Source organism: Paenibacillus agri, assembly GCF_013359945.1.
Classification (GTDB): Bacteria; Bacillota; Bacilli; order Paenibacillales; family Paenibacillaceae; genus Paenibacillus_AQ; species Paenibacillus_AQ agri.
Window position 1 is genome coordinate 40,520 of sequence record NZ_JABWCS010000216.1, and the last position, 23,010, is coordinate 63,529.

The window sequence follows — 23,010 nt, forward strand, 5'->3', positions numbered from 1 at the left end:
TTTGAAAATGATTTGACTTGAAAAGAAATTTTTTATGGATAAAGAAAATAATTCATGTAATTTTTCCAGTTTCAAAGCAATATACTTCACCTATGTCGTTTCAAGACTGGATCCGCAGTTTATATTACAAGCATTGACAAAAAAATGGGAGGGATAACAAATGAGTAAAAAAGAATGTATCGCCATGTTATTGGCCGGTGGGGAAGGACGAAGATTGGCTCCCCTGACGTCCAGCATGGCTAAACCGGCAGTCCCTTTCGGCGGACAGTATAGAATCATTGACTTTCCCCTCAGTAATTGTGTCAATTCCAATATTGACACTGTAGGCGTACTTACGCAATATGAAGCCGAATCGCTCCACAGTCATATCGGAGAAGGTGAGCCTTGGGGGCTCCATACAAAGAACGGCAAAGGTGTGACTCTTCTCCCTTCCGGCACTGAAGGCAGAGACCTTTATTCAGGAACAGCTGATGCTATTTATAAGAACATTGATTTTATTGACAATCAGAATCCGGAGAATGTGCTGATTCTCTCCGGTGATCATATTTACCACATGGATTATCAGAAGATGCTGGAATACCATATCGGCAAAGACGCCAAAGCCACCATCTCTGTGATGGAGGTGCCTTGGGAGGAAGCCAGCCGCTTTGGGGTGATGAATGTGAACGAAGCGTTGAAGATTTCCGAATTTGCCGAGAAGCCCAAGGTGCCGCAGAGCAATCTTGCTTCTATGGGCATTTACCTCTTCCGCTGGGACTACCTGAAAGAGCATCTGCTGCGTGACGCTGCCAACACTGACTCCAGCCATGACTTCGGTAAAGATGTCATTCCAAGTATGCTGAGTACTAATGATGATCTGTTCGCCTATCGTTTTCAGGGATACTGGAGAGATGTAGGAACCGTAGACAGTCTCTGGGAAGCTCATATGGACCTCTTGACAACAGACAATGGCTGGAAGCTTGAAAATGAAGTGTGGCCAATGTACAGTCGAGCCCGTCGTACCAAGCTATCTGTTCACAAGTCGCGCAGCCAAATGTCAGGTGCCGACTGCCTCGTGAACGACTACTGCACACTGGAAGGAAGCCTGCAGCGCTCAGTCGTCTTCGGGGGCGTTGAGATCGGCAAAATGTCGGTCATCAAACAAAGTGTAGTGATGCCTGGTGCCCGCATCGGACGCGGAGTGCACATTGAGAACGCAATTATCGGCGAAGGTGCTGTCATCAAGGACGGAGCCATCATCAAAGGCAGCACAGACAACATTGTTGTCGTCGGACCGCATGAGATTGTCGCTGCGAAGCCAGTAATTCGGACTCAGCCCTCTCGCCTGCTGCAGGATGTTTATGAGAAGACCGGCCGGCTTCGGGCCGCTGAAGGACTTCCTTCCTAAGTACAGCGTTCACCGTATCAACAGTTTACGTCCTGAGTCTGATACAAAGCTATAAAGGATATTAATGTGACGCAGAATAATCATTCTGCTTATAACAACTATAGAACGCGCATCTCTCTAATGGAGATGCGCGTTATTGATGTGTCTTGAGATCTGAGCCTTCGCTTAAGCGGGTATGTAGTCTTCTTGTTAAATATTCGTGTCTCAACGCTTGAGCAAGTGCTCCCCAACAATACATAAAAAGCTGCCTTTAGCACGGATACACCGCACCAAAAGCAGCTTAATATGAAACAAGAATACGCTAAGTTTAACCGGTAAGCTCCTGCCATTCCCGGTCTAGAAGGCTCATTTCAAGGCAATCCACATACCGTCCGCCGATCAGAGCCGCTTCGCGCTGTGTCCCTTCATGAACAAAGCCTGCCGCCTCATAAGACTTGCGGGCGCCGGTATTAAAGTCAAATACACCTAGCGAAAGCCGATGTAGCCCAAGCCCTGCAAAGCCAATCCGCAGGGTCTCCTGCAGCATTCGCGTCCCAATTCCCCGACCTCTGAACTGCGGATCAACCACCAGTCGGCTAATACGGGCATTGCTGTCCTCCCTATTGATCTGGCTTAGACTGACATGTCCAACAACCTTTCCACTGCCCCTGTGCATAGCGCTATAAATCAACAGTGACGATTGTGCCGGATGGTTGGTATTCTCCATATATTTCTGCAGCTGTTCGTCGTCCAGAGGGTAAGTCAGCGAAGGACCAGCCCATTGCTTCAGAAAATCCGGCGACAGACTCCAGCTTTGTAGCAGCGGGAAGTCAGCCGCCGAGAAATAGCGAAGCAGAATATTGTCTGGGTCCTCACTGTTCTCATGATACTGATACAGATTTACGAGACGCCCGCCCCCCGCATCATTCGTGCCCTGATAACGGAACCCCAGGCTTTGATAATAACGGTTCAGCTTGACATTATGTGACACCGTATCCAGTCGAAGACCCTTACGGCCCAGCTTCAGCGCCTGTTTGGCGGCGAACATGATCATTTGCTCACCGAGACCACTGCCCCGGTAAGGACCAGACACGGTTAGACGATGTAAGTAAGCGAAGCCGTCATCATTCTTGTTCCCCCAGTACTGAGGATCGCTGAATTGGAGGGTGAACAGACCTACAGGGGTCTCTCCATCGAGCGCCAAGTACACTTCCCTCTGGTCAAAATAACCTTCTATCTCTTGAGCCGTGAATTGGTCCGGGGACCATTGACGGATTCCGTTATCGACCATCCATTGAGCGGCCGCTCTCAGCATCCGGAGAATATCCTCCGTCCTGTCCACACCTACGCGTTCGACACGAATTGGATCTTGCGAGGATAGGTTCTCCCCGTTCTCTCCAGTATCCGGTTTCGCCATATCCAATTCCCCCTATCCTGGTGTTTATCTAAATCCGATCGAATTTATTAGACTAAAGCTTGCTCTGTAGCTAGCGGCAAAATGACAGTGACCTGTGTCCCCTTACCCAGCTCACTATGCATTTCGATCCGGCCATTATGCAGTTCGACGATCTGTTGGGTAATGGCAAGCCCCAGTCCAGTTCCGCCATTGAGGGCATCCACCTGGAAAAAACGATCCCTGACCTTGGCCAGATGGGCTTCGCTGATCCCGATCCCGCTATCCCGGACAATGATGGCAACCTCCTGATTAGACAGTGATTGCACAGTCAGCACAATACTGGAATCCTCATGGGAAAACTTAATGGCATTATCTACTAGATTCAGAAATACCTGCTTCAGTCGGTTGGCGTCACCCTTTACAAACACAGCGTCATCGCATTCCAGAAGCAAATGGATTCTCTTCTTCTCCGCCTTCGCCCAGACATTCAGAATGGTCTCCTGCAGCAGCACCTTCATATCAACAATGCCGATGGACAGCTTCATTTCATTCTGCTGGAGCTTGGAGAAGTCGAGAATCTCCTCTACCAGCCCAATCAGCCGGTCACTTTCTTTGGAGATGATTCCCATGCCGAGCTTCGTCTCCTCCGGATCATAGCCTCCGGACACCAGGGTCTCACTCCAGCCCTTGATACTGGTGAGTGGTGTGCGCAGTTCGTGAGAGATTGACGAGATAAAGTCATCCTTGATCTGATTACTGCGTACTATCTCTTGGGCCATATAATTGATCGTGGTGGCCAACTCGGCAATTTCGTACCTATAGTTGCCTTTGATTCTTGTATTGAATTTGCCTTTCGCCATTTGGGCGGATACGGCCGTAATATTATTCAGCGGCTTAACGATGGAATTGGCAAGTCCGATACTGAACAGGGCAACAATGACCAGTACAGCTCCGCCGATCCCTACGGAGAGCAGGGTGAGATTCAATAGCCCGCTATTAATCGACTCCACCGAAGTGAGGTATCTCAGGATGTAAACATCCCGGCCGTGAATTTGCAGCATTTTGGAGACCGCCATAACACTCTCGTTCGTTCCTGGTTGTCTACCAACCCAGCGGCCAATACTCCCTCCTGCTGCCTCTGGAACATCGCTGGTGGTAATTGTCCGGTCTGGCTGGAAGCCTGTAGAACTGGTAACGATATCACCATTACGCGTAAGCACCTCAAGCTCTGTGTTATTAAACGTGAAGGTGTCCAGCAGATCCTGCAGGCGAACCGTGGAATCCATGCCCTTAACCTGGTATTTGTTAAAATAGGTCTCTGCTGTGCTAAGTTGATTGGTAATCTTACTATAAATGCTGTCATAGTAGTAGGTCCGAATAGCCAACAGGAAAATCACTTCTACAAGGAGAAGCGCCAAGAAGACTACAAGAATGTAATGCAGTACGATCTGTCTGCGCATCCCCTTCTTTATCATTGTCCTTGGCCTCTCCATTTGTAACCGTGGCCCCACACCGTTTGCAGATATTCCGGCTCAGAAGGATTATTCTCGATCTTTTGCCGCAGACGGCGGATGTTCACGTCCACGATTTTGGGATCTCCCATATATTCCTTCCCCCACACATGATCCAGCAGCAGATCACGGCTGAGCGGTGTATTCTCCTTTTCCAGGAAGAACTGTACCAGCGAGAATTCGGTCGGGGTCAATTCAATGAGCTCCCCACTGCGCTTGAACTGCTTGGAGATCAGATCCAGCGTAAAATGTCCGGATTGGAACGAGACTTTAGCCGATGGCTCCCGGTGAACGTTAACCCGGCGCAACAGCGACTGAATACGGGCAATCAGCTCTGTAGGACTAAACGGCTTGCTGACATGATCGTCCGCGCCTACGGACAACGCGTAGACCTTATCCTGCTCTTGAACTTTGGCTGTGAGGAAAATAATGCCCAGCCGCTCGTTATTCTCACGTACGCGTCGACACACTTCAAATCCATCAATGCCGGGAACCATGACATCCAGGAGTGCAATATCAATATCGGGGATCGTGGTCAGCTTGTGCAGCGCTTCGTTACCGTCTGCTGCCTCCAATACCTCGAACCCGTTACGTTTCAAATTGATGACAATAAAACTGCGGATGGACTCTTCGTCCTCCAGTATGAGCACTTTACTCATCTATTCCCTTCCTTTCGATCGGGGCGGTTATTTTGTTGCTGTTTGCCCCGTTGTTTTTCTGTTCCAGCTTGCCGCGGTAGCCAATGAATGTATTGCCGTCACGTCCCCAAAGCTCCCAGTTGCTGTTCTTCAGCTGCTCCCATTCATGCGGCGAGAAGAACGACACTTCGGCAACCGTCTCCCCGGTATCTACCAGAATAAACTTCAGGTATTTATCCAGTACAGACTTCGTATCCACCGTGATGTTTCCATGCCATTCTGGCGGAAAATTGATATAGAAACGGTCGGCAGGATCACGATACTGCTGCATGGCAAACGTCAGGCCATCCTTGCCGTCCCATTTATAATAGGAATTGAAATACGGGATCGTGTTGGGATCAAAATATTCCCAGCCCTTCGGTTTCTCCAGCAAACCGATTTCAATAATACCATCGCCATCGATGTCCTCGCTAACAATTTTCCGGTCTTTTAGGGTCCGATCATCCCCAGGCACAACAACCCGCAGCTTGTTGTTCTCCATGACCACCACAGAGGTGTAGGCGGAATTGGACTCCACGGCTGCATCCAGTACGATACCTTCTTTGTTTTCAGCTACTTTTCCTGCGACAATATTGTAATAATTATTAAAATACGGATCGATGTTATCCAGCTTATCCAGTACCTTGAAGCCGCCATCGGCGTATTGATAAGTCGTAATGGTCGCATATTCATTGCGCTTGAAAGAAACCACGGTAATGTCCTGGATACCGTCACGATTCAGATCATCTATAATATATTTGGTATAAGGAACCTGCAGTACTTCTTCAAGCGTACCGTTAGAATAACTATAGACTACCATTCCTTTGTCTTCACCACGGGAGTACCCGGCAATAATATCCAGTTTCCCGTCGTTCGTAACATCCTTCAGATCCAGTGATTCAAGCACTGTACCATCACCGTCAAAGACCAGCTTCTTGACCCAGGCATCCCCCTGCTTTTCCAGAAGCATGCCATGAATCTGCACAGCCTCTCCCGGTGTCTCATAGAAAACAATCGTCTCCATGATCCCGTCCTTGTTCAAATCCTCCGTACGGATCGAACTGTCATCATCATTCTTTGGCCGGATCAGCGAAGAACCCGAAGGTATCATCGATGTAATCGCAGTCATCAATGTTGCCTTGTCTGCCGACAACCGCGGCGTTTTCATCTGGGATACCGGGTCGCTGATGAACGTACACCCCGAGAGTAACGACAGCGCCAGTGACGCGGCGGCCAACCGGCTTATGATTCTTCTATTCAACATTCATCACTCTTTTCCTTGATTAAAGGCTGAGACGCTCCTGAGAGGTCAAGCGGCGGCCGTTAACGTTATGCTTGATACGACCGTCCTTCAATACCCACAGGCGCGAGGCGTAGCGCTCTGCCAGCTCGATAGGCAGAACGGCGATGACCGTCAGGCCGCTTTCCTTGCACAGCTTGCGGAGGTTCTCCATAACCCGCTCTGCGGACTTCGGATCAAGCCCTGTCACAGGCTCATCCGCCAGGATGACCTTGGCGCCATGCACCAGGGCGCGGGCAATTGCCACACGCTGCCGCTCGCCACCACTTAACTGGCTTGCCTTAAGCTTCGCTTTGTCCAGCAGGCCAAGGGCCTCCAATTCGTCCATGGCTCCCATATAATCATCTGAGCGGACCATTCCTGTTACCATACGCCATAATGGGGTTTGGGCAGATTGGCCGATCAGCACGTTCTTCAGTGCGGTCCGATTAGGATTAAGCTCGGCATTCTGTTCAAGATAGGCCCATTCGCGGCGGATTTTCCGTTTACCGGAGAAACCGCTCTTCAATATATCTTTTCCATCTACGCGGAAATTTCCCCGATCCCATTTTTCCCGTAGCGCCAAACAGCGCAGCAGTGTAGATTTACCGCTGCCGCTTCCCCCGAGCACTGCAACAAATTCCCCTTCTTCCAACTGAAAACCGATGTCTTGCAGCACCGGAAGCTTGGTCTCCCCGACTGCTTTGGCTAAATGTTCAACTGTGATCATAGTTCAGCTCTCCTGTCCTCATCTCTATACTATAGTGTATTGGAAAGCGAGATTAAATTCCATGCGAGCACCCGTTCTTATTTTACTTCAAATTTGTGACCGTGGCGAGAACAATAATCCCAGCAGTCCAAACAAGATAAAGAGCAGTCCCATGAGCCCGAATACACCGCCGCCGGAGCTGAGCTCCAGCAGCAGTCCGCCCAAAGCCGGACCGAGAATACTGCCTGCGCTAAAGTGAAAAGATGCCACAACATTGGCCGCCGGCAACAAGTTACGCGGCAGAATATCTGCTGCATAGGCTAGACCAAGCGAGAAGAATGAACCGACAAAACCGCCGGCAAATGCAAGCAGAACTAGCGAAAACATGAAATGATCTCCCGCCAGCGGCAGCAGCGTGAAGCTCAAACCGCCTCCGATCCCGGCAAGCATGAGAACTTTTTTGCGGCCGAACCGGTCGCTCCACATCCCCAGGGGAAGCTGAAGCACTAGCCCCCCGATACCGGCAAAAGGCAGCAGTGCAGCAATCTGATCCGCGCTGTAACCAATCCGCAGGCCATAGATCGGGAAGTTGCTGTTCAGGCTGGCCTCCATGTAGCCGTATAGAAGAGCCGGAATCAAGGCATACCAAGCGAGACTGTAGCTTCGCCCAAAGCGGCGCGCCTGTCCCTCCCTACTCTCGGAGGTTTCCGGGCGGGATTCCGGGAGCTTGATCAATGTCAGTAGTAGAGCCATCAAGAACAGCGTAGCTAAGACCAAGAAAGGCGTGGCTTGTCCGAAGCGCAGCAGACTAATCCCCACAGGACCAAGACTGAAGCCAAGACCATATGACATTCCGTAGATGGAAAGATTACGTCCACGGTTCTGTGCCGGGGTCATCAGCAGCACCCAGAGCTGGGCAGCATAATTGATGGCTGAGTCCCCGATACCGACAAGCAGTCGAAGCACGAACCACGCCTTAATACCCGGCAGCACCGGGAATAGCAATAGGCTCACCAGCACGAGTGTGAGTCCTGCGGCAATGAGCTTTTTAAAACCAATGGCTCCCAGTACACGCTCGGCGATGAGTGTCATGCCGAACGAACCGATATACAGTGCCGCTGCGTTTAAACCGTTCAGGGACGAGGAGACCCCTTTTTGCTCCAAAAGAATGGATAAAACTGGCAGCAGCAGCCCTTGGCTAAGTCCGGCGGCAATAATAACCGTGATGAGAATCAGGTAATTCATGTTGCTGTTTCGTTGAACAGCGCTTGAGTGCGGGTCTGACACAGGTGAAAGCCTCCTACAAAACAAATAAAAGTAAACAAAAACAAACGTTATCCGAACTGCATCCAAAAGACAAACACCGAACATTATAGTGGACAAGCCTCTTCAAAACAAGAGATAATATATAGAAGTGACGGATTTCCTGGGGGTGCAAGCTTCATGAACTATGAATTGAAAATTGATGTCTCACCGGTCTATGAGCTGATTGACAGCTTTATGTTATATGTTACGCGAAAATGGATTTCCAATCTGGATATTGGCCCCGACTGGGTCAGTGACGTGGAAAGCCGCTTTCCATCGCATCAGGCTGCGGAGATTATGCAGGCTGCTGAATGGCCATTCAGCGATTATGATGTCCTGTATGCCTGGGCTTACAGCCTTGGACCAGCCGAGAAGGTTCTAAGCTACTTGGATGTACTGGAATCCACTTCGCTTGAAGATTGTTTCCAGCATGTGGCTCCACTCATTACAGGCTTTACCTTGGAAGAATGTCAGCGTATCAAGGACAGCTACACTCCTCTGCTGCGGCTGTGGTACAGTCAATATTTCCGCCATGTGGAGCACAAAATTCTGCCGCTGCTCATCGAGGATGCCTCCGAGAAGAAAATGCTCCAGAGCAAAATGGACCCCATCGCCCTGATTGAATATGCTTCTGGCGGCGTAGTTATTGAAGAACTGCCGAATTTACAAACCATTGTTCTGCTTCCTACGGTCCACAATCGGCCGATCAACACCTATTGCTTCTATAACACTATGGTTATTATCCAATATCCGGTCGACGTGCCTTTAGAAAATGAGGACGAGCCCCCTACTGTGCTGCTTCGTATGACCCGGGCTTTAGCTAATCCCACAAGGCTCAGATTACTGCGGCATGTGGCCCATGAGCCGAAGACACTTTGGGAGATACAGTCCGACTTGAACCAGTCGCGGGAGATGCTCATGCATCATCTGATGATTCTGCGGGTAGCAGGTCTACTACGTATTCATCTGCGCGGTGAATATAATGAACGTTTCAGCATCCGCCCTGACGGAGCATCAGAGCTGCAGATGTTCCTGGAATCCTATATACGTTTATAATAGAATGGACAGAGAACAAAGATTGAGACAGAGACAGAACAAGGAGTGAGTGGCGTGAAATATATGACTCAACAAGTCATTTTCGATTTGGACGATACCCTCGTCCACTGCAACAAATACTTCGATCTCATTCTGGGACAATATTTTGAACTGATGGCAGAATGGTTCCAGGATTATGGACTGCCTACCAGCGAGATGCGGAGTAAACAGGCGGAAATTGATGTCGAAACCGTCAGCACAAGCGGTCTAGCCAGCGATAACTTCCCTAAATCCCTGATTGGGACCTATCATTTCTTCTGCGCCAAATACGGGCGGAAAGCCGATGCTTTTGAGGAGCAGCAGCTGATGAAGCTGGGCATGAGTGTCTATGATCAGGAAATTGAGGCCTACCCCGGCATGGTCGAGACGCTCGATACCTTGAAACAGGAAGGACATGATCTCTACCTCTACACGGGTGGAGACGATACCATACAGCAGCGCAAGATTGAACAAATGAAGCTGGACGTTTATTTTGACGATCGTATCTTTATCCGTAAGCATAAAAATGTCGAGGCTCTGGAGAACATCCTGGCCAGCGGTACTTTTGATCGTAAAGTGACCTGGATGGTCGGAAACTCTCTGCGTACAGATGTACTGCCAGCCGTTACAGCCGGGATCAACAGCATTTATCTTAAACAACAGAACGAATGGCTCTACAACATGATTGAGCTTCAGCGTGAAATGCAGCAAGCCGTCAAGACCATTTCTTCGATCTACGAGGTCCCTCCGGTCATCCGTACCGCAGCGCAGCAGATTAAAATCCACGGCTAGGACCCTTCTCTAGTGTTAGAAATGCCATAGGCTTCCTTTAGCAGCTTTGATTATACTGTTACAGTGAATGATCAAAGCGTGCAGGAGGAAGTCTGGAATGAATAAACAAGTAAATTCAAGACATAGCAATAACAAGTTACTACCCATGCTCTTGACGGTGATTGGTGTTGTTCTGGTTGTAGTCGCTGCCTTTGTCTTCACGGGCAAGAACGGCACTTCCGAGCTCGACAGCTTGCCAAATTACACTGAAGTTAAAGGCAAGATTGTGGTTGACGGTTTAAAGTATGAGAAGCAGCCCCATCTGGGGAGCAGCACTGCCAAAGTCAAAGTGATAGAATTTGCGGATTTCAAGTGCCCTGCTTGCAAAAAGTGGACTGAGCTGTATCTGGACACCTTCATCAAGGACTACGTAGATACCGGTAAGGCGGAATTCTTCTTCATGAACTTTGCTTTTATTGACAGAGACTCCTATCTGGCCGCGAGTGCCGGTGAAGCCATCTATAATCAGAGCAACGAGAAGTTTTGGGAATATGTCCACAAGCTATACGCGAACCAAGGCGATGAGAGCAAGATTTGGGCGACCGAGAAGTTCATCCTGAAGTTCGTCAAGGATAATATCGCCGGCATTGATTATGGTCAGTTCGAGCAGGATGTCAAGAACCACACTTACATGTTCGATGTTAAAGAGGACTTCAAAATTGCCGGCGCCTACGGAGTTAACGGCACTCCTAAATTCATGGTGAATGGTGTGCTGCTTCCCGACTCTTCTTACGAAGGCCTGACTACGGCGATTGAAGCGGCTTTGAAGGAATAGAACGGTAATAGAGCTTCCCAAAGGAGTCATTATGACGGCGGGACGCTCCTTTTTCATATTATTAGACAAAAAGAAACCGGTCCTTGGTAAAGGGGCGTTCTTTGCAGCCGGGAATGGAAGTCAAACGAAGTGGAGTATATGTATATAGAGATATTAATAAGTAGAGTTAGCATCGGAGAACTATACGGTACTGATTACATGATCAACAACCCCTTCTTTCTAGAATTAAAATTATAACTAATCCGTTACACCTGACTATCTGGGTGATAGCAAATTTGGCTCGACCGGCTTACTAAGCCAGTGGTCATCGGTCTGGACATGATTTTTACGGACAAACTTGGCGACACTGTATTTAAAATCCTCATACGCAAAAGGGTCAGCCAGCCGCACAACATACCCTTCCTGCTCTCCCCCGCAATTCGATTGCTTGGTGTAACAAGCCTTTACTGCTTCCTCGTTCCAAATCCCTCTATACAGCACCGGGACGGTTACCAATCCCAGACGCTCCGCCCATTCTTCAGTTTCGTCCCAAGACAAACATTGGTTACTGCGATCCCACACGGAAAAGAGCATAAAATAGGATGGCAGCGCCGAATAGTACAGCGAATGCTTGGCATAGACATTTTCCCCACATAACCGATAGCCTTCGGGAATCAGGTACTTGATACCGCCATGCAGCGTCTTAACGAAATGCCTGGAGTGATGATCCTTGCTGTCCAGCGACCGGGCATGAATGAAGTGACTGTACATCGTGGTGTTCTCTCCATCCATTTTCTCCGTAATGACGACTTCCCGGCCCTTGAAATGCTCAGTATTCCGCAGAATCTTATCGTCGTCCGTGTACCCTCTCGACCAAGGCAGATGCATCGTCCTCGGATATTTCACTTTCATGTTTCTTCACCTCTTTACTTGCCAAAGCTGTCAGCTTCAGCGAAAAAATACAGCTCTGCCAGCAGCTCACCGCCGAGCAGATGATAGATGTTTGAAGCTCCTGCGTCGCCGCCATGCAGAATCTCCATATGGAAGCTGACCAAGTAGACGACATGCAGGACAAAATCGTCATCATAGCCCAGCGCTTTCAGCAGATTGCAGGCAATGATCGCGGAGACATGTTCATGGCCGAAGTAAGAATAATACTCCCGGGTCTGCTTCCAGACCTTGCAGAGCGGTTTGCCTGTATCATGAAACAGCGCCGCCAGCTGCATCACCAGCAAATGTTCTCCCTCATAACATTCGTTGATATATTCCAGCACACTATAGGTATGCTCAGACAACGTCTTGGAATGGTAAGGGTTCCCTTGATCAAATCCCAGCATAATCGAAAAATAAGGTGATGCGGACAGATAGCGAAACAGCTCATCATGTCCTGGCTCTGCTGCTAGCAGCTGCTCCAATTCCTCACGCACGATCCCGGGATCAGCTTCAGCATGTACGATATGCACGGCAGAGAAGCCTTCACCATGTACCGGAAATGCAAAATTTTTGGCGTATTTAGTTAGGATTACCTCGTTCAACCTACGCTTTCGCAGCTTGTTCCGCGCAAGGGCCAGTTCGTAAGGAGCATCGCAGACGTGGCATTCTACAGGAATCCCGCTGAATCGCTTCAGGAACTTCAGTCTGCGTCCCCGGTCAATATTTGTAGCGTCAAAAACAACATTTCGGCCGCCAGCCAGCACCTGCTCCATTTCTGCAAAAGCCGTATCAAACACCAGATAGTTATTTTTCTGCTTGGATTCGTTACCGAATAACCGCTCCCGGATGTCATCTGTAGCCACTAGCACAGCCCGTTCACTGCGGCAAAGCTGCTTGGCATACGTGCTCTTACCACTGCCGGGAATACCCGTCAGCATATGAATGGTACTCATAGTTATCACCTCCCTTCAAGTATTTATTTTATTGCGCTACAGCATAAGTGACAGAGATCGCCGTCGACCCGGATCGCGGGTCCTGATAGGAAGATAGCCTGCCCCAGTCGAAGCTGTACTCCAAATAAGGATAGGGCTCTTTCCGCTCATAATCCGGTTTGCGGGACAGCATTTGAGCCAAGATAGCGTTATGCTTCCTATATCGTTTCAATTCTCCCTGGGTGGTCCATTCCTCCCAAGAGTTCGGGTATTCTTTGCCCTGAACAGAGAGCGTCGCTGAATGAATTTTGCCGTTATAACAACATATCGAAACGAAGAAAAGCTGTGTCGGCAGGAGCGGCACATCCTTGAAGTTGTACCACTCATATCCGTTACCGATGGAACGGCTGGAAGCCAGATGAAGGTTGTACATCATCGTAGAGCGTAACTCTTCCTCAGTCAACCCAGGATAAATGATCCGCTCTCCATCCGCGGCGAGTTCCCCTATTTCCCAACTGGTTGGCAACCCATTCTCTACCTCTCTATTAGTCATCTCTATCCCTTCTCTTCCAATACGGATAATGTGTACTTCATCAGATCTATGAGCAGCAGCTTTAACACCTAACTTAGAGTATAACGAACAAAGACTGGTCCTCACAATCGACCTAAGGGCTTAATACAGGATAACATATTCCAGAAAATTCCAAACAAACGGGGAAGCTTTAAACTGTAGGGGCCGAAGCGCTCGTTTGAAAGCTTTCCATAGGAAAGCTTTCACCGGATCATAGTCTGTCGAAAGATTTCAAGCTCTAGAAGCAGTATTTTCCCCTTCTCCAGTCGTCTTAACAGTGAAAAAGAGAGGCCACCTCATAAACTAACAGCATTTTTGCACCTTATTTTTCTTCAATATAGGCAAATGAGGGAAATAAGGGCATTATTGTATCCTATTTTTTGAAAAATCACGCTGGTCGAGGTTTTCTGGAAAAATTAAGGTACAATATTGCACTTAATCTTCGTTAGCCCATAGCTGCAGAGGATTTAAGGTACAAAAATGCCCTTAATTACACTTCGACGCTTGAGCGATTGAACGAAGCCATAAAGAAACATCAGATAAACGCTTTTACGAAAGGCACATCGCCGTTTGTCTTCGTCTGAAAGGGAGTAGGGTATTGCTTGTCTGGAAAGGGATCATTCCCCTGGACAGCCGCCTAATTTTACAAGTCTAAGCTTCATGTAAGCCAATATATGATGCGAAGCAATGAACATCCGATGGAAACGATTAATTGCGGTTTATATAATCTGTTCTCTGGGCTAAAATATTTATGCGATTTTCCGTAGGCATTTTACAACTCCCCCTCAAGAAACTTTATGAGGTGCAATTCAGGATGCTCGAGGAACTCTGTAAAGCTGCATAAATCAGCGTAGACCTGGTGCTCCATGTCATAACAGCCGATTAAACCTTTTTTCTTTGGATTCCAAAGCAGTTGCAAGCCAGAGTAATTGTCAATGTCGGCTGAAAGACGCAGCAGCTTTTGCCTTCCCACTTTCATCTGGATCGTATCGGTCAATGTAAAAAAGTCGATATACCCGATTTCATATTCATTTGGCGCCAGCTCAAGGCGTAGCTTGTCTCCTGTAAGAAAGCTGACCAGTTCATATGTTAATTTATATTTTTTAAGCTCAAGCTTCTTGTTCGCCACACTATGAAAATCAGCCGGTTCCAGCGATTTCAGATAGTCAGCCAAGTCAGTATGCTTATTGCTGACCGCAATTGTATATGGCCGCTCGCCGTCTTTTTCCGCCAAAGTAACGTCTGCGCCGTGTTCAATCAGAAATTTTACCATATTCATAGACCCCATTCGCGCAGCCACAGTTAATGGAGTTGCTTCATAAGGATAGACCATATCCGGTTTATTATAATTGATGTCCACTCCCTGATGCAGTAAATACGTGAGTGTCTTATAGTCATGGTCCGATACCGCTTGACGCAATACGGCGCCGCCATGCAGCTTGATATCTAATCCGAGCTCATGAATAAGCGGAATGTTCTTTTTGTTGCCATAGTAGGCCTGTGAATATGCACCCGATCCTGTGTGATTGAGCTTGTCCATCTTGGCTCCCTGCGCAACAACGTAACGAACGATATCCTCCTTACCATAGCGAACAGCTCGCAAAAAGGCCGGATTATGATGGACATTCAGATTGACGCCATGCTCTACCAGCAGCTTCACAACTTGCGTTTGCTGCGATATAAGCGCCAGATCCAACGGACTAACGGTGATATGCTTGCTCAGTACGATACCCTGTTCTATATCCCAATCTGATGCGATGGCAGCCTGTAAATCCGGAATATTTCCTTTGTAAATATGCATCGCCCTTTCAGGCAATTCCTCGAATCTCCCGATATCTTTCAGGACGATCATCCACACCACTCCTACTTAATAATCTTATGAAATCGTTTCGCACCCTTTAGACAAGAGCCATTGCTTCATAACAGCAAACGCCTTTTGCGCATCCTGTTCGTAGAAGACAGCCACCTCTTGCTGGTAAGCATAATTCAATCGTATATAGCCGCCCAGTTCTCGGTAAAACAGGAAGCGCGCATATAGGGTCTCAATGGACAAATCCGGTGGAAAATCAGCTTGGCACACTCTGGCCAGTTCACGCAGCGAAAGCTGATTCTGCCCTGGTGGCAAACGCAAAAAGAGATGGCTCCGAGTGCCTGTCCACGGTTCATAATAGACGTCTTCCTCTAGGCTGCTTCCATAAATCTGACGGTATATGTCGTCCAGTACCAAGGCGTACGTCCCTTCGTCCTCCTGCTCCCGTGCCTGCAGCGAAATGGCCTTTATGTGCTCCGCATGCCGAGGCAGCCAGAGCAGCCCAGCCGTCGCGGGATGTACTGCCAGAAAGTCACCGTCCACCGTCGTGCCTATAGCGATACACTCGCCGATCTGTTGTTCATGAATGGGGCTGTCTTCGCCATACTCCCACAACCCATACTCGGCAAAAGGTTGCAGCACCTCCGGATCAGGCAATTGGACATTCATCCATCCTCTGTAAGTCCCTTCGCCGAATCGCCGTAAAAAGCGGAGGTAGCCTTGAGGATAAATAGCGGCATCTTCCTTCGCGAGCACTTGGTTTTGGGCCTCAGACAGCGGATTTTGCTGAGATACTATGTACATGAATACTCCTCCGGTTTCCTTATTTCGCCTCCAATTGAGCCAAAATCACTCGGGCACGACCAAGCTAAAAATCCATCACATCCGTATCCAAGTTCATAGAAGCAGCTTCTTCGAGGGCCAGATTCAGCCATTCGGCGGCAGGTTCGAGCCTCCCCGTCTCCGACAATAAATCGCCGTAACAGACCACGGCCTGTATGAAAACGGCGTTGTCGCTAGCGATCTTCGCTGCTTCTATTGCTTGTTTCAAACAATGCTCGCCCTGCTCCATTTTCCCTGCATCCAAGTATCTCAGGGCCTTGTTAAACTCCTGGTAAGCCTCCAGTGTATCCACCTCTTTGTTACGACATAGACACCAACAAAAACCAGCTTTCCAGAGATTGGGCTTCATCCCAACAGATTGAATCTTACTTATCCATCAGTAATCGCGGGCTGCATCGAACCAGCTTTGAGCCATCTCCTCAGTTATAGGCTGGCCAATTAAATGATTGGACTGGCTGAGTTGCCATACTGCTTCGCCAAGGTCTTCTCTTTCGGTAGTTTCGATACCTTTGAGGGTATTGAAGCGCATGGTGAAAGCCGTAATGGCCGCCTCGGCATCGGCAAAGCTGCGGGCCTGGGCCAAGGATACCTGGGCAACGTTGTAAGCTTCATTAGCCAGCTTGGCCTGACGTTTAGGCCAGGACGAGAACGGGCGACCGAACTCGGTCATCCACCATTCAGGTTTTCGCAATTGGCTCACTGAAGCATGACCAGTCCACGGACGGGTTTTAGCGCGTGCTTTCATTTGCTGTCTTAGGCGCTTGCCCACAGTCTCTTCCACATTGTAGGCGATAAATCTGTCAAGTAACGGCCACGTATCCAAGGAGGGCAAGTCCGCCAGATCAGGCATGAAGCGCAGCTCCAGATTCGTTAACCCGGTATGACGAGCCAACGAGTCCATGTCGCAGAAGTTCCCCCACAAACTCACTGATTCAAGGTGTGGGAACCGGTCTAGACAGCCCAGCGAGATGGACTGTCCCAGCGGCGCGTTGTGCAGCATCAGGCTCGTCACCTGGTGCAATTCACCGAGGTCCGGCAGTATGAAGGGAGGATCATTCTTGCGTCGGCTGGTATGCGGCGCGAGTACCAGAGAAGACGGCATATCCCCAGTGGCCAAGAAGCGAGATAGATCGCCGGACACGTTCAGTCGGAAAGGTCTCTGCGGAAGCCTTAGGGTCAGGCGCTCTGCGGACTCTCCCAACTCGATATGTAAGCCATGCAAAATGGACTGACTGGCGTCTACTACCGTATCGGCAGACAGAACCGGAGACCACGTCATCTCTTCAATGGGACGTTTCTGTGCCCAATCCAAGAAGCCCGTGTCACTGCCTGAATAGTGCAGAAATCTCGGCCAGGGCGAGCCTGCAGGCGTAGCAAAGGCATCGAATACCGTCCAATCGATGACCTCGTCTGGTTCGACGTGAAGATCCGCCTTTTTCCCCAATTGCGGTGGTCCAATAGACAGACTGCCCACACCGGGCTGAATGACAAGAGTGTGACTGCGAGGACCTGTCAGGTCGATAGGATAACGGCCAACTTCTCTAACGGAGCCAGCAGAAGGACGCGCCTGGTTATCATTTGACATTTCTGTTATCCTCCTATCAAGTTATGCTCCATTTTTGAAAACCCAACTTTAATAAGGAATCTTGTATTTCTTGATCTACTTTGCTTTTGGAGGTCGCGAATTCAAATTCGGTTAAAGCACTTGGAAGCTCTTGATGGATAAAGGAATCAAAATCAATGGCTGTTTTAAAAATACGGAGCTTACGGAGCGTGGGCAAGTGCTTCATTTCCAACAAAGAAGTCAAGCCTTTACAATTCAAAATAGATAGCTCCTCCAGCGCTTTCATCTCCCGGTCAAATCCGATTTCCTGCAGTTGAATTTGATCCTCGATTACGAGCCTCGTTAGGTCTTTAAATTTAGTAATATTGCTCAGGTCATGGAATCCACGGACTCTAACGATCTCCAGGTCGTCGATCTCATTCTCTTCGATTTCCTGAATATGTTCCCGGCCTCCAAGAAGAATACGAAGGTGCTTCAATTTCTTCAATTTATTAATAAAATGCAATGGTGATTTGCTAATCGAATGCAGCGCGAGGTAGTTCAAGTGTTCCAGATGGCCTACCGCATCCAGGTTTTTCACCTTACCCCCAACATGTAATTGTTCTAGATGAGAGAACTCTTTTAAATATAGCAGATTAATGTTCTTTTTCTCCGAAATAATCGTTAACTCTCTTAACGACCGTAGAGAGTCTATTCCCAAAATATCTGAATTCTCCAGCTCATATATGCCCACGTGCAAACTGTACAAGTGTTCCAGCGTAGCCAACGTATCGGTATTATGTGCCTGGGTGAGACTATTGAGATGCAGCATTTTGACATGGGGAATCCGTAGAAGTGTGTCAGCATCAAAAGAGAGGGAATAATGCCCATAGAAACGCACTCCGAAATTCTCATCCAAAGTCGCGCAAAGCTCATCGACTTCCTCCAAGATAGAGCCATAAAAATCCGGGTGGGAGAACTGGACAATCACTTGGTTATCATCGTGCAAATCCTGCTTGATCTGCACCGGGTCTAGCGCAACAGGATTATCGATCAGAATCCTTCTTTTCCATTGCTTACGCATGCGTAAACCTCCTATTTGGCATGAAGTAGAAGTCTATGATTTACCTATTATTCATAACAAGTTTATATTTCTTAAAAATCCAAGAGTTCATCATGTCATTTACCGCATTTTTGCTTATGCGAACCGGCGGTTTTTGCTCTTGCAAACCATCCGCCGTATGTGCCAAAAAACGAAGCGGCGTTGTAATTTGTTTAATATTGCTTGCTACTGCGTTAAAAAACGTATACGTTAATGGCTGATGTTCCCGAATATCCTCGTATATATAATACTTCCCTTTTTCGTCCTCCAAATCAATTTGAAAACCTTTCGGTAAGGAAAACATGATATATGGCAGTTCATCTTCTGCCCACTGCTCGCGATATGGAAATCTGATACTTTCATTTCTGGCAAATAAACCAGAGCTTTCATTACCAGCAGAAAAAGAAATAGAATATACAAAGAACGGGTAGTAATCGGGCTTTTCTTGCGTTATGAAATATTGATAGAACTTTTCATAAGCTTCATACACTTGTGCGTGGTCATGTTTTGTCCGGGCATAATTAGTATGACTAAATTGTGCTTGCTGCTGCTCGAAAAGTTTTAAAACATCCTTAAATTCCTCTGGTGTTATAAAAAATTTAAGTTTATAGAATCCGCTGTGCTTTAATCCACTCACTTACTTCACCACCATTTTAGGGAGTCAAAAATGCCTGTTGCACGTAAATGAAGACCTGACGCGATCACTATTCATAAAAATTTTCCTCGATTAGCTCCTCGAATGAATTCGCTAACAACTTAATCTCCCCGTTATCGTGATAACCAATAAAAACCTCACCTGCCTGATTGATGAAAATCGGATCACCCGCTCCATCCATAGAAATGACATAGCTGGTTCGTAAAACCTCTGCAAAAGGAGGTGCCTTGAATTGCTCCCGGAATCCCAGCGTCAAATCGACAACCGTTTCATTTCCGAGACTAGAGCCATTAGAGAAGGCATGTATCGCAAGCCCTCCGTATGCTCCCCCAAACATGCTGATAAATTGTAAGTAATCCTCATGAAAGGTTACTTTCAGCACCTGCTGGGCCTTGATAATTTACTCTTGAGTCGCCGGAATGCCTACTAGTGTTCTATTATCTTCCCTATGTAGAAAAATCTTTAATCTCTCCATTAACGAATCTTTCATAAGTTGATCTCCTTCACTGCGAATGCCCTTATTCCGCCGCTTCCGCCAGCCATACTTGCATAGCCGGAGACTCCGCCCGGTTCAAACGCAGTGCGAAAAGACGCCCTGCCCGCGCCGGCGATCTCTGCTGCCAGCTTCTCTATTTCTTGCATCGGGTTTATGATCATCGCCCACTTTTCATTTTAAATTTCGGATTCGTCACTCAGGATCTCTATCCATATGCCTTCTACAATTGATATGGCGGGGCTTTTTCAGCTGCGATGTTGTCCGGATGAGCTTCAGTTGGCTCATAGTCATGCATACGGAGAAGGATATACTCCACTTCTTCTAATGGCATTTGCAATTGTCGGCTGATCTCGTAAAGCCCCATATTCTCCGCAAGTAGCGTCCTTGCTTTATTGATCTTTCCATCCAACCAATTGTTTTCTAACATCCAATTTTTTACCCGGATCGATAATTGATCTTGTGTTTCCTTATCTGCGTGCTTTTTATATTTTGCAATAGACTCCAGCAGATACTCATAGAGAAAGATACCTAAAGCTTCGCGTTGTTCATTTTTAGACATCCGTTGATACTGCTCATAGACGATGCTGACGTCTAAATATAGAGCGTGATCCCTGCTATCAAAACGTCTAAATGTTTTTCGGCCATAACTTTCAGGTAAAATACGCAATACAAAATGAATATCATACGGAAACTCCCATGTCTCTGCTAATTCCTCCAAAGGCAACAGTTCATCTCTCAATTGACCGACGCATGTTCCATATGTATCTAACAAGAAATCTAGCTTCATTCATGCCTCCTTTGGGACAAATTTCAAACCGCTGTATCATCTCTTTCTAATGCAAGGAGCCATGTCTATACACTAATGTATGTTCAAAGTTCATATTTTTCAAATTGCTCTCTGAGCGTTTCTTCATACGGTATCCACTCAAAATCGCTCCACAAAGTTAATCCTATGAGCTCCGACAGCTTATTAACGGCTTGTTCAGGGCTAGTAATGCTGATGAGATCGGCTAGAGCCTCATTGCTGATACCCAGCACTTCTCTAATATAGTCATCATTAAGACGTTCTTCTTTGAGCTCCTCGTATTCATCTCTTGTCCACTGTTCACAAAAGATTCTCTCGGCTTGAATGACTCCGTCGGCAAAAAACGACAACTCGAATATTTCCTCATTGATGTACCCGCCGGTCATGATTGGCTCCCCGATAAGCTGGGACAGCGTTTTGCCAACCTCCTTCACCGTACCCCATACAAAATAATCATGGAGAACGCTGACCCAGTTCTCGTTGCTTTTGCTAACATACATGACAGTTTTGCTCTCCTGAGCTTCTTTTCCACCTAATACTTCGGTATACCCGTGGCTTAGCTCTCTTAGTGCATCGAGCGTCTTCTCAAGGTTATTCGACTTAATATGTAAATTAGCAAATGATCTTCCCACAAGATAACCTCCTTCAGTTTTTAACTAACACGAATTCACATTGATATATACTATACTTTTCACCTGAATTTTTCGTCATCATTTAGGATACGGTTCACCATAATATACTTAAACACAAAGTACAGTTTTACCACAAAATTTCACATAAACAAATAAAAAAAGAAACCACTCCTGACGTATGGAGTGGTTTTCTACAGTACATATGCTGATATTGACTATAATTGGAGTCTATATCCCGCTTCAATCCAAAACTCCACTCAGCGTTTAGCGACACCATCACGACTAGGATATAAACCATTCAAATTAAGCAAAATCGACTTTAATTCAATTAAGTCATCGATTACGAAGTCAGCCTGGGCAAGTTCATTTTCTTGTGCAAAATCAAAATTACACCCGATTGCAACTAAACCATTATCTTTAGCCGCATTTATATCCGATAGGCGGTCGCCTACTACTGCCCCATTGGTAATACCATATTTTTCAATAACAATCCGGACTAAATCTGATTTATTCAGCGATTCAATTTGTTGGATACTAAATGCTTCAGTCACCCAATGATCCAAATTAAAATAACTGACAATGGCTTTTAAGTATTCCGTCAAACCATTACTCGCTATATAAATTGAACAATGATTCTCTTTTAAAAAACTGAAAACTTCATTTACATTAGGATATAAAGCGCCTTTCCCACGCTTAATATTTTCAATTAATCTTTCCAGGAAATAAGCATCCGTCTGCTCTCTTTCTTCAATAGAATGATCAGGCAGCAATGCTTCCCATACTTTGGGTAAAGGTACACCCATAATTTCACGGTACTTATCAATAGGCGTTGCTGTATCCCATCTATTTAGCGACCGTAAACGGTTAAAAGCATCCTCAAGAGATAATTCTAAAATCTTATCTGTTTGAAATAGTGTTCCATCCATATCAAAGATAAATGATTGCGACATTGGTTCTTCTCCCTTTTTCAAAAAAGACTGATCTTCCCTCAAATTTTCACTATAACAATTACTTTTTCATTCTCCAAAGAATTCTCACTCTTACTATAGCATATGTCGGAATTTAATCGTGGGGAAAGTATGCAACTAATTATACGGGATACTCTCTACCGTGCGGTCACCTCATACCGGAGGAGGATCCGCAGGGTCTACTAAATGCACTACACCATTTTCTACGGATATGAGCTCTGTCTCTCATTGAACAGAAGTTGAATATTGTTATAACCTGCCCACTTAATGAGTGGCTTCTATCGTTTTTCCTACAGAAAAGTAAATAATCACATGGAATGATTTCCAATGTGACTATAAGAGGTTATTTTTTAACTATACGTTTGTTTTATGCTACCTACTGCTAAACCGTTTGATCGCTTCCTCGGTCACTGGCTGGAAGAGGTTAACGAGGTTGCCGTCGGGATCGCGGAAAAACACTGAACGGTTTCCCCACGGCATCGTGGTCGGTTCCTGTACCCATTCTTCGACAATTGGCTTTAAGCGCACGTATTCGGCTTCGACATCGTCGACGCGGAACTCGATGATGACAGTGCGATTGTTGGCCGCTACTACGGAACCAGCGCCGAATAGCCCCGCCGTCTGGGAGTGGCCGATTGCCAGGGTACAAGATGGCAGGGTGAGTTCGGCAAAAACGGGCGCGGGGCGCTCCGCCGAAACACCTATGACTTTCTCATAGAACTCGACGAGACGATCCACGTCGTCGGTAATGATGCGTACAGAAGCGAAATTCACAAAATATCATCCTTCCTAATAATAAATGAAACAATAGTTTAATA

The 23,010-nt window shown here is 47.1% G+C and carries 24 protein-coding genes and 1 pseudogene; 4 read left to right on the forward strand and 21 right to left on the reverse strand.

Annotation, left to right across the window (positions count from 1 at the left end):
- Positions 1-160: 160 nt before the first annotated feature.
- Positions 161-1,387, forward strand: a complete 1,227-nt coding sequence (locus HPT30_RS20525) for a glucose-1-phosphate adenylyltransferase (protein ID WP_175373192.1) — start codon at positions 161-163, stop codon at positions 1,385-1,387.
- A gap of 307 nt (positions 1,388-1,694) precedes the next feature.
- On the opposite strand, the gene HPT30_RS20530 is transcribed toward HPT30_RS20525, so the two are convergent.
- From HPT30_RS20530 to HPT30_RS20555, 6 genes are all read right to left on the reverse strand, one after another.
- Entirely contained in the window at positions 1,695-2,783 is a 1,089-nt protein-coding gene (locus tag HPT30_RS20530) for a GNAT family N-acetyltransferase (protein ID WP_175373193.1), read from the reverse strand.
- 47 nt (positions 2,784-2,830) lie between these two features.
- Complete coding sequence (locus tag HPT30_RS20535) at positions 2,831-4,237, reverse strand: sensor histidine kinase (RefSeq protein ID WP_175373194.1); 1,407 nt, start codon at positions 4,235-4,237, stop codon at positions 2,831-2,833.
- Positions 4,234-4,932 carry a response regulator transcription factor gene (locus HPT30_RS20540; RefSeq protein ID WP_175373195.1) on the reverse strand — a complete coding sequence of 233 codons (699 nt, stop codon included), beginning with the start codon at positions 4,930-4,932 and terminating at the stop codon, positions 4,234-4,236. The genes HPT30_RS20535 and HPT30_RS20540 overlap by 4 nt, the downstream gene beginning before the upstream one ends.
- Complete coding sequence (locus HPT30_RS20545; protein ID WP_175373196.1) at positions 4,925-6,214, reverse strand: hypothetical protein; 1,290 nt, start codon at positions 6,212-6,214, stop codon at positions 4,925-4,927. The genes HPT30_RS20540 and HPT30_RS20545 overlap by 8 nt, the downstream gene beginning before the upstream one ends.
- A gap of 19 nt (positions 6,215-6,233) precedes the next feature.
- Positions 6,234-6,959 (reverse strand): phosphonate ABC transporter ATP-binding protein, encoded by a 726-nt coding sequence (locus HPT30_RS20550; RefSeq protein ID WP_175373197.1) that lies wholly within the window; start codon positions 6,957-6,959, stop codon positions 6,234-6,236.
- Between the two features lie 87 nt (positions 6,960-7,046).
- On the reverse strand, positions 7,047-8,225 hold the full coding sequence (locus HPT30_RS20555) for an MFS transporter (RefSeq protein ID WP_512699081.1): 1,179 nt from the start codon (positions 8,223-8,225) through the stop codon (positions 7,047-7,049).
- A gap of 156 nt (positions 8,226-8,381) precedes the next feature.
- On the opposite strand from HPT30_RS20555, the gene HPT30_RS20560 reads away from it, so the two are divergent.
- The 3 genes from HPT30_RS20560 (at position 8,382) to HPT30_RS20570 (ending at position 10,923) form a co-directional block, all read left to right on the forward strand.
- On the forward strand, positions 8,382-9,299 hold the full coding sequence (locus HPT30_RS20560; protein ID WP_175373198.1) for an ArsR/SmtB family transcription factor: 918 nt from the start codon (positions 8,382-8,384) through the stop codon (positions 9,297-9,299).
- A 54-nt stretch (positions 9,300-9,353) separates the two neighbouring features.
- Entirely contained in the window at positions 9,354-10,109 is a 756-nt protein-coding gene (locus tag HPT30_RS20565) for an HAD family hydrolase (protein WP_175373199.1), read from the forward strand.
- A gap of 97 nt (positions 10,110-10,206) precedes the next feature.
- Complete coding sequence (locus tag HPT30_RS20570) at positions 10,207-10,923, forward strand: DsbA family protein (protein ID WP_175373200.1); 717 nt, start codon at positions 10,207-10,209, stop codon at positions 10,921-10,923.
- Positions 10,924-11,178: 255 nt separating this feature from the next.
- Here HPT30_RS20570 and HPT30_RS20575 read toward each other — a convergent pair whose 3' ends face one another.
- From HPT30_RS20575 to HPT30_RS20645, 15 genes and pseudogenes are all read right to left on the reverse strand, one after another.
- The gene (locus HPT30_RS20575) at positions 11,179-11,814 is read right to left on the reverse strand and encodes an RNA ligase family protein (RefSeq protein ID WP_175373201.1); all 636 of its coding nucleotides are present in this window, start codon (positions 11,812-11,814) and stop codon (positions 11,179-11,181) included.
- Positions 11,815-11,828: 14 nt separating this feature from the next.
- Positions 11,829-12,788, reverse strand: coding sequence for an AAA family ATPase (locus tag HPT30_RS20580; RefSeq protein WP_175373202.1), 960 nt, complete (start codon positions 12,786-12,788; stop codon positions 11,829-11,831).
- Between the two features lie 28 nt (positions 12,789-12,816).
- Entirely contained in the window at positions 12,817-13,320 is a 504-nt protein-coding gene (locus HPT30_RS20585) for a hypothetical protein (RefSeq protein ID WP_175373203.1), read from the reverse strand.
- A 790-nt stretch (positions 13,321-14,110) separates the two neighbouring features.
- On the reverse strand, positions 14,111-15,190 hold the full coding sequence (locus HPT30_RS20590; protein ID WP_175373204.1) for an ankyrin repeat domain-containing protein: 1,080 nt from the start codon (positions 15,188-15,190) through the stop codon (positions 14,111-14,113).
- A 24-nt stretch (positions 15,191-15,214) separates the two neighbouring features.
- The gene (locus tag HPT30_RS20595; protein ID WP_175373205.1) at positions 15,215-15,952 is read right to left on the reverse strand and encodes a hypothetical protein; all 738 of its coding nucleotides are present in this window, start codon (positions 15,950-15,952) and stop codon (positions 15,215-15,217) included.
- A 64-nt stretch (positions 15,953-16,016) separates the two neighbouring features.
- Positions 16,017-16,199: a hypothetical protein gene (locus HPT30_RS20600; protein ID WP_175373206.1), complete on the reverse strand. Its 183-nt coding sequence runs from the start codon at positions 16,197-16,199 to the stop codon at positions 16,017-16,019.
- Positions 16,200-16,367: 168 nt separating this feature from the next.
- Positions 16,368-17,576, reverse strand: coding sequence for a hypothetical protein (locus HPT30_RS20605; protein ID WP_175373207.1), 1,209 nt, complete (start codon positions 17,574-17,576; stop codon positions 16,368-16,370).
- Positions 17,577-17,592: 16 nt separating this feature from the next.
- Positions 17,593-18,618, reverse strand: coding sequence for a hypothetical protein (locus HPT30_RS20610; RefSeq protein WP_175373208.1), 1,026 nt, complete (start codon positions 18,616-18,618; stop codon positions 17,593-17,595).
- Between the two features lie 40 nt (positions 18,619-18,658).
- Complete coding sequence (locus HPT30_RS20615; protein WP_175373209.1) at positions 18,659-19,273, reverse strand: hypothetical protein; 615 nt, start codon at positions 19,271-19,273, stop codon at positions 18,659-18,661.
- Between the two features lie 67 nt (positions 19,274-19,340).
- On the reverse strand, positions 19,341-19,691 hold the full coding sequence (locus HPT30_RS20620; RefSeq protein ID WP_376767052.1) for an SMI1/KNR4 family protein: 351 nt from the start codon (positions 19,689-19,691) through the stop codon (positions 19,341-19,343).
- Positions 19,692-19,777: 86 nt separating this feature from the next.
- A complete protein-coding gene (locus tag HPT30_RS20625; RefSeq protein ID WP_175373210.1) occupies positions 19,778-19,948 on the reverse strand; it encodes a hypothetical protein in 171 nt (56 codons plus the stop codon).
- A gap of 59 nt (positions 19,949-20,007) precedes the next feature.
- Entirely contained in the window at positions 20,008-20,574 is a 567-nt protein-coding gene (locus HPT30_RS20630; protein WP_175373211.1) for an Imm44 family immunity protein, read from the reverse strand.
- Between the two features lie 83 nt (positions 20,575-20,657).
- The gene (locus HPT30_RS20635) at positions 20,658-21,224 is read right to left on the reverse strand and encodes a hypothetical protein (RefSeq protein ID WP_175373212.1); all 567 of its coding nucleotides are present in this window, start codon (positions 21,222-21,224) and stop codon (positions 20,658-20,660) included.
- Between the two features lie 257 nt (positions 21,225-21,481).
- Positions 21,482-22,192, reverse strand: a pseudogene (locus HPT30_RS20640) (HAD family hydrolase); the annotation flags it as partial.
- Positions 22,193-22,564: 372 nt separating this feature from the next.
- Positions 22,565-22,966, reverse strand: coding sequence for a VOC family protein (locus tag HPT30_RS20645; RefSeq protein WP_175373214.1), 402 nt, complete (start codon positions 22,964-22,966; stop codon positions 22,565-22,567).
- Between the last annotated feature and the right edge of the window lie 44 nt (positions 22,967-23,010).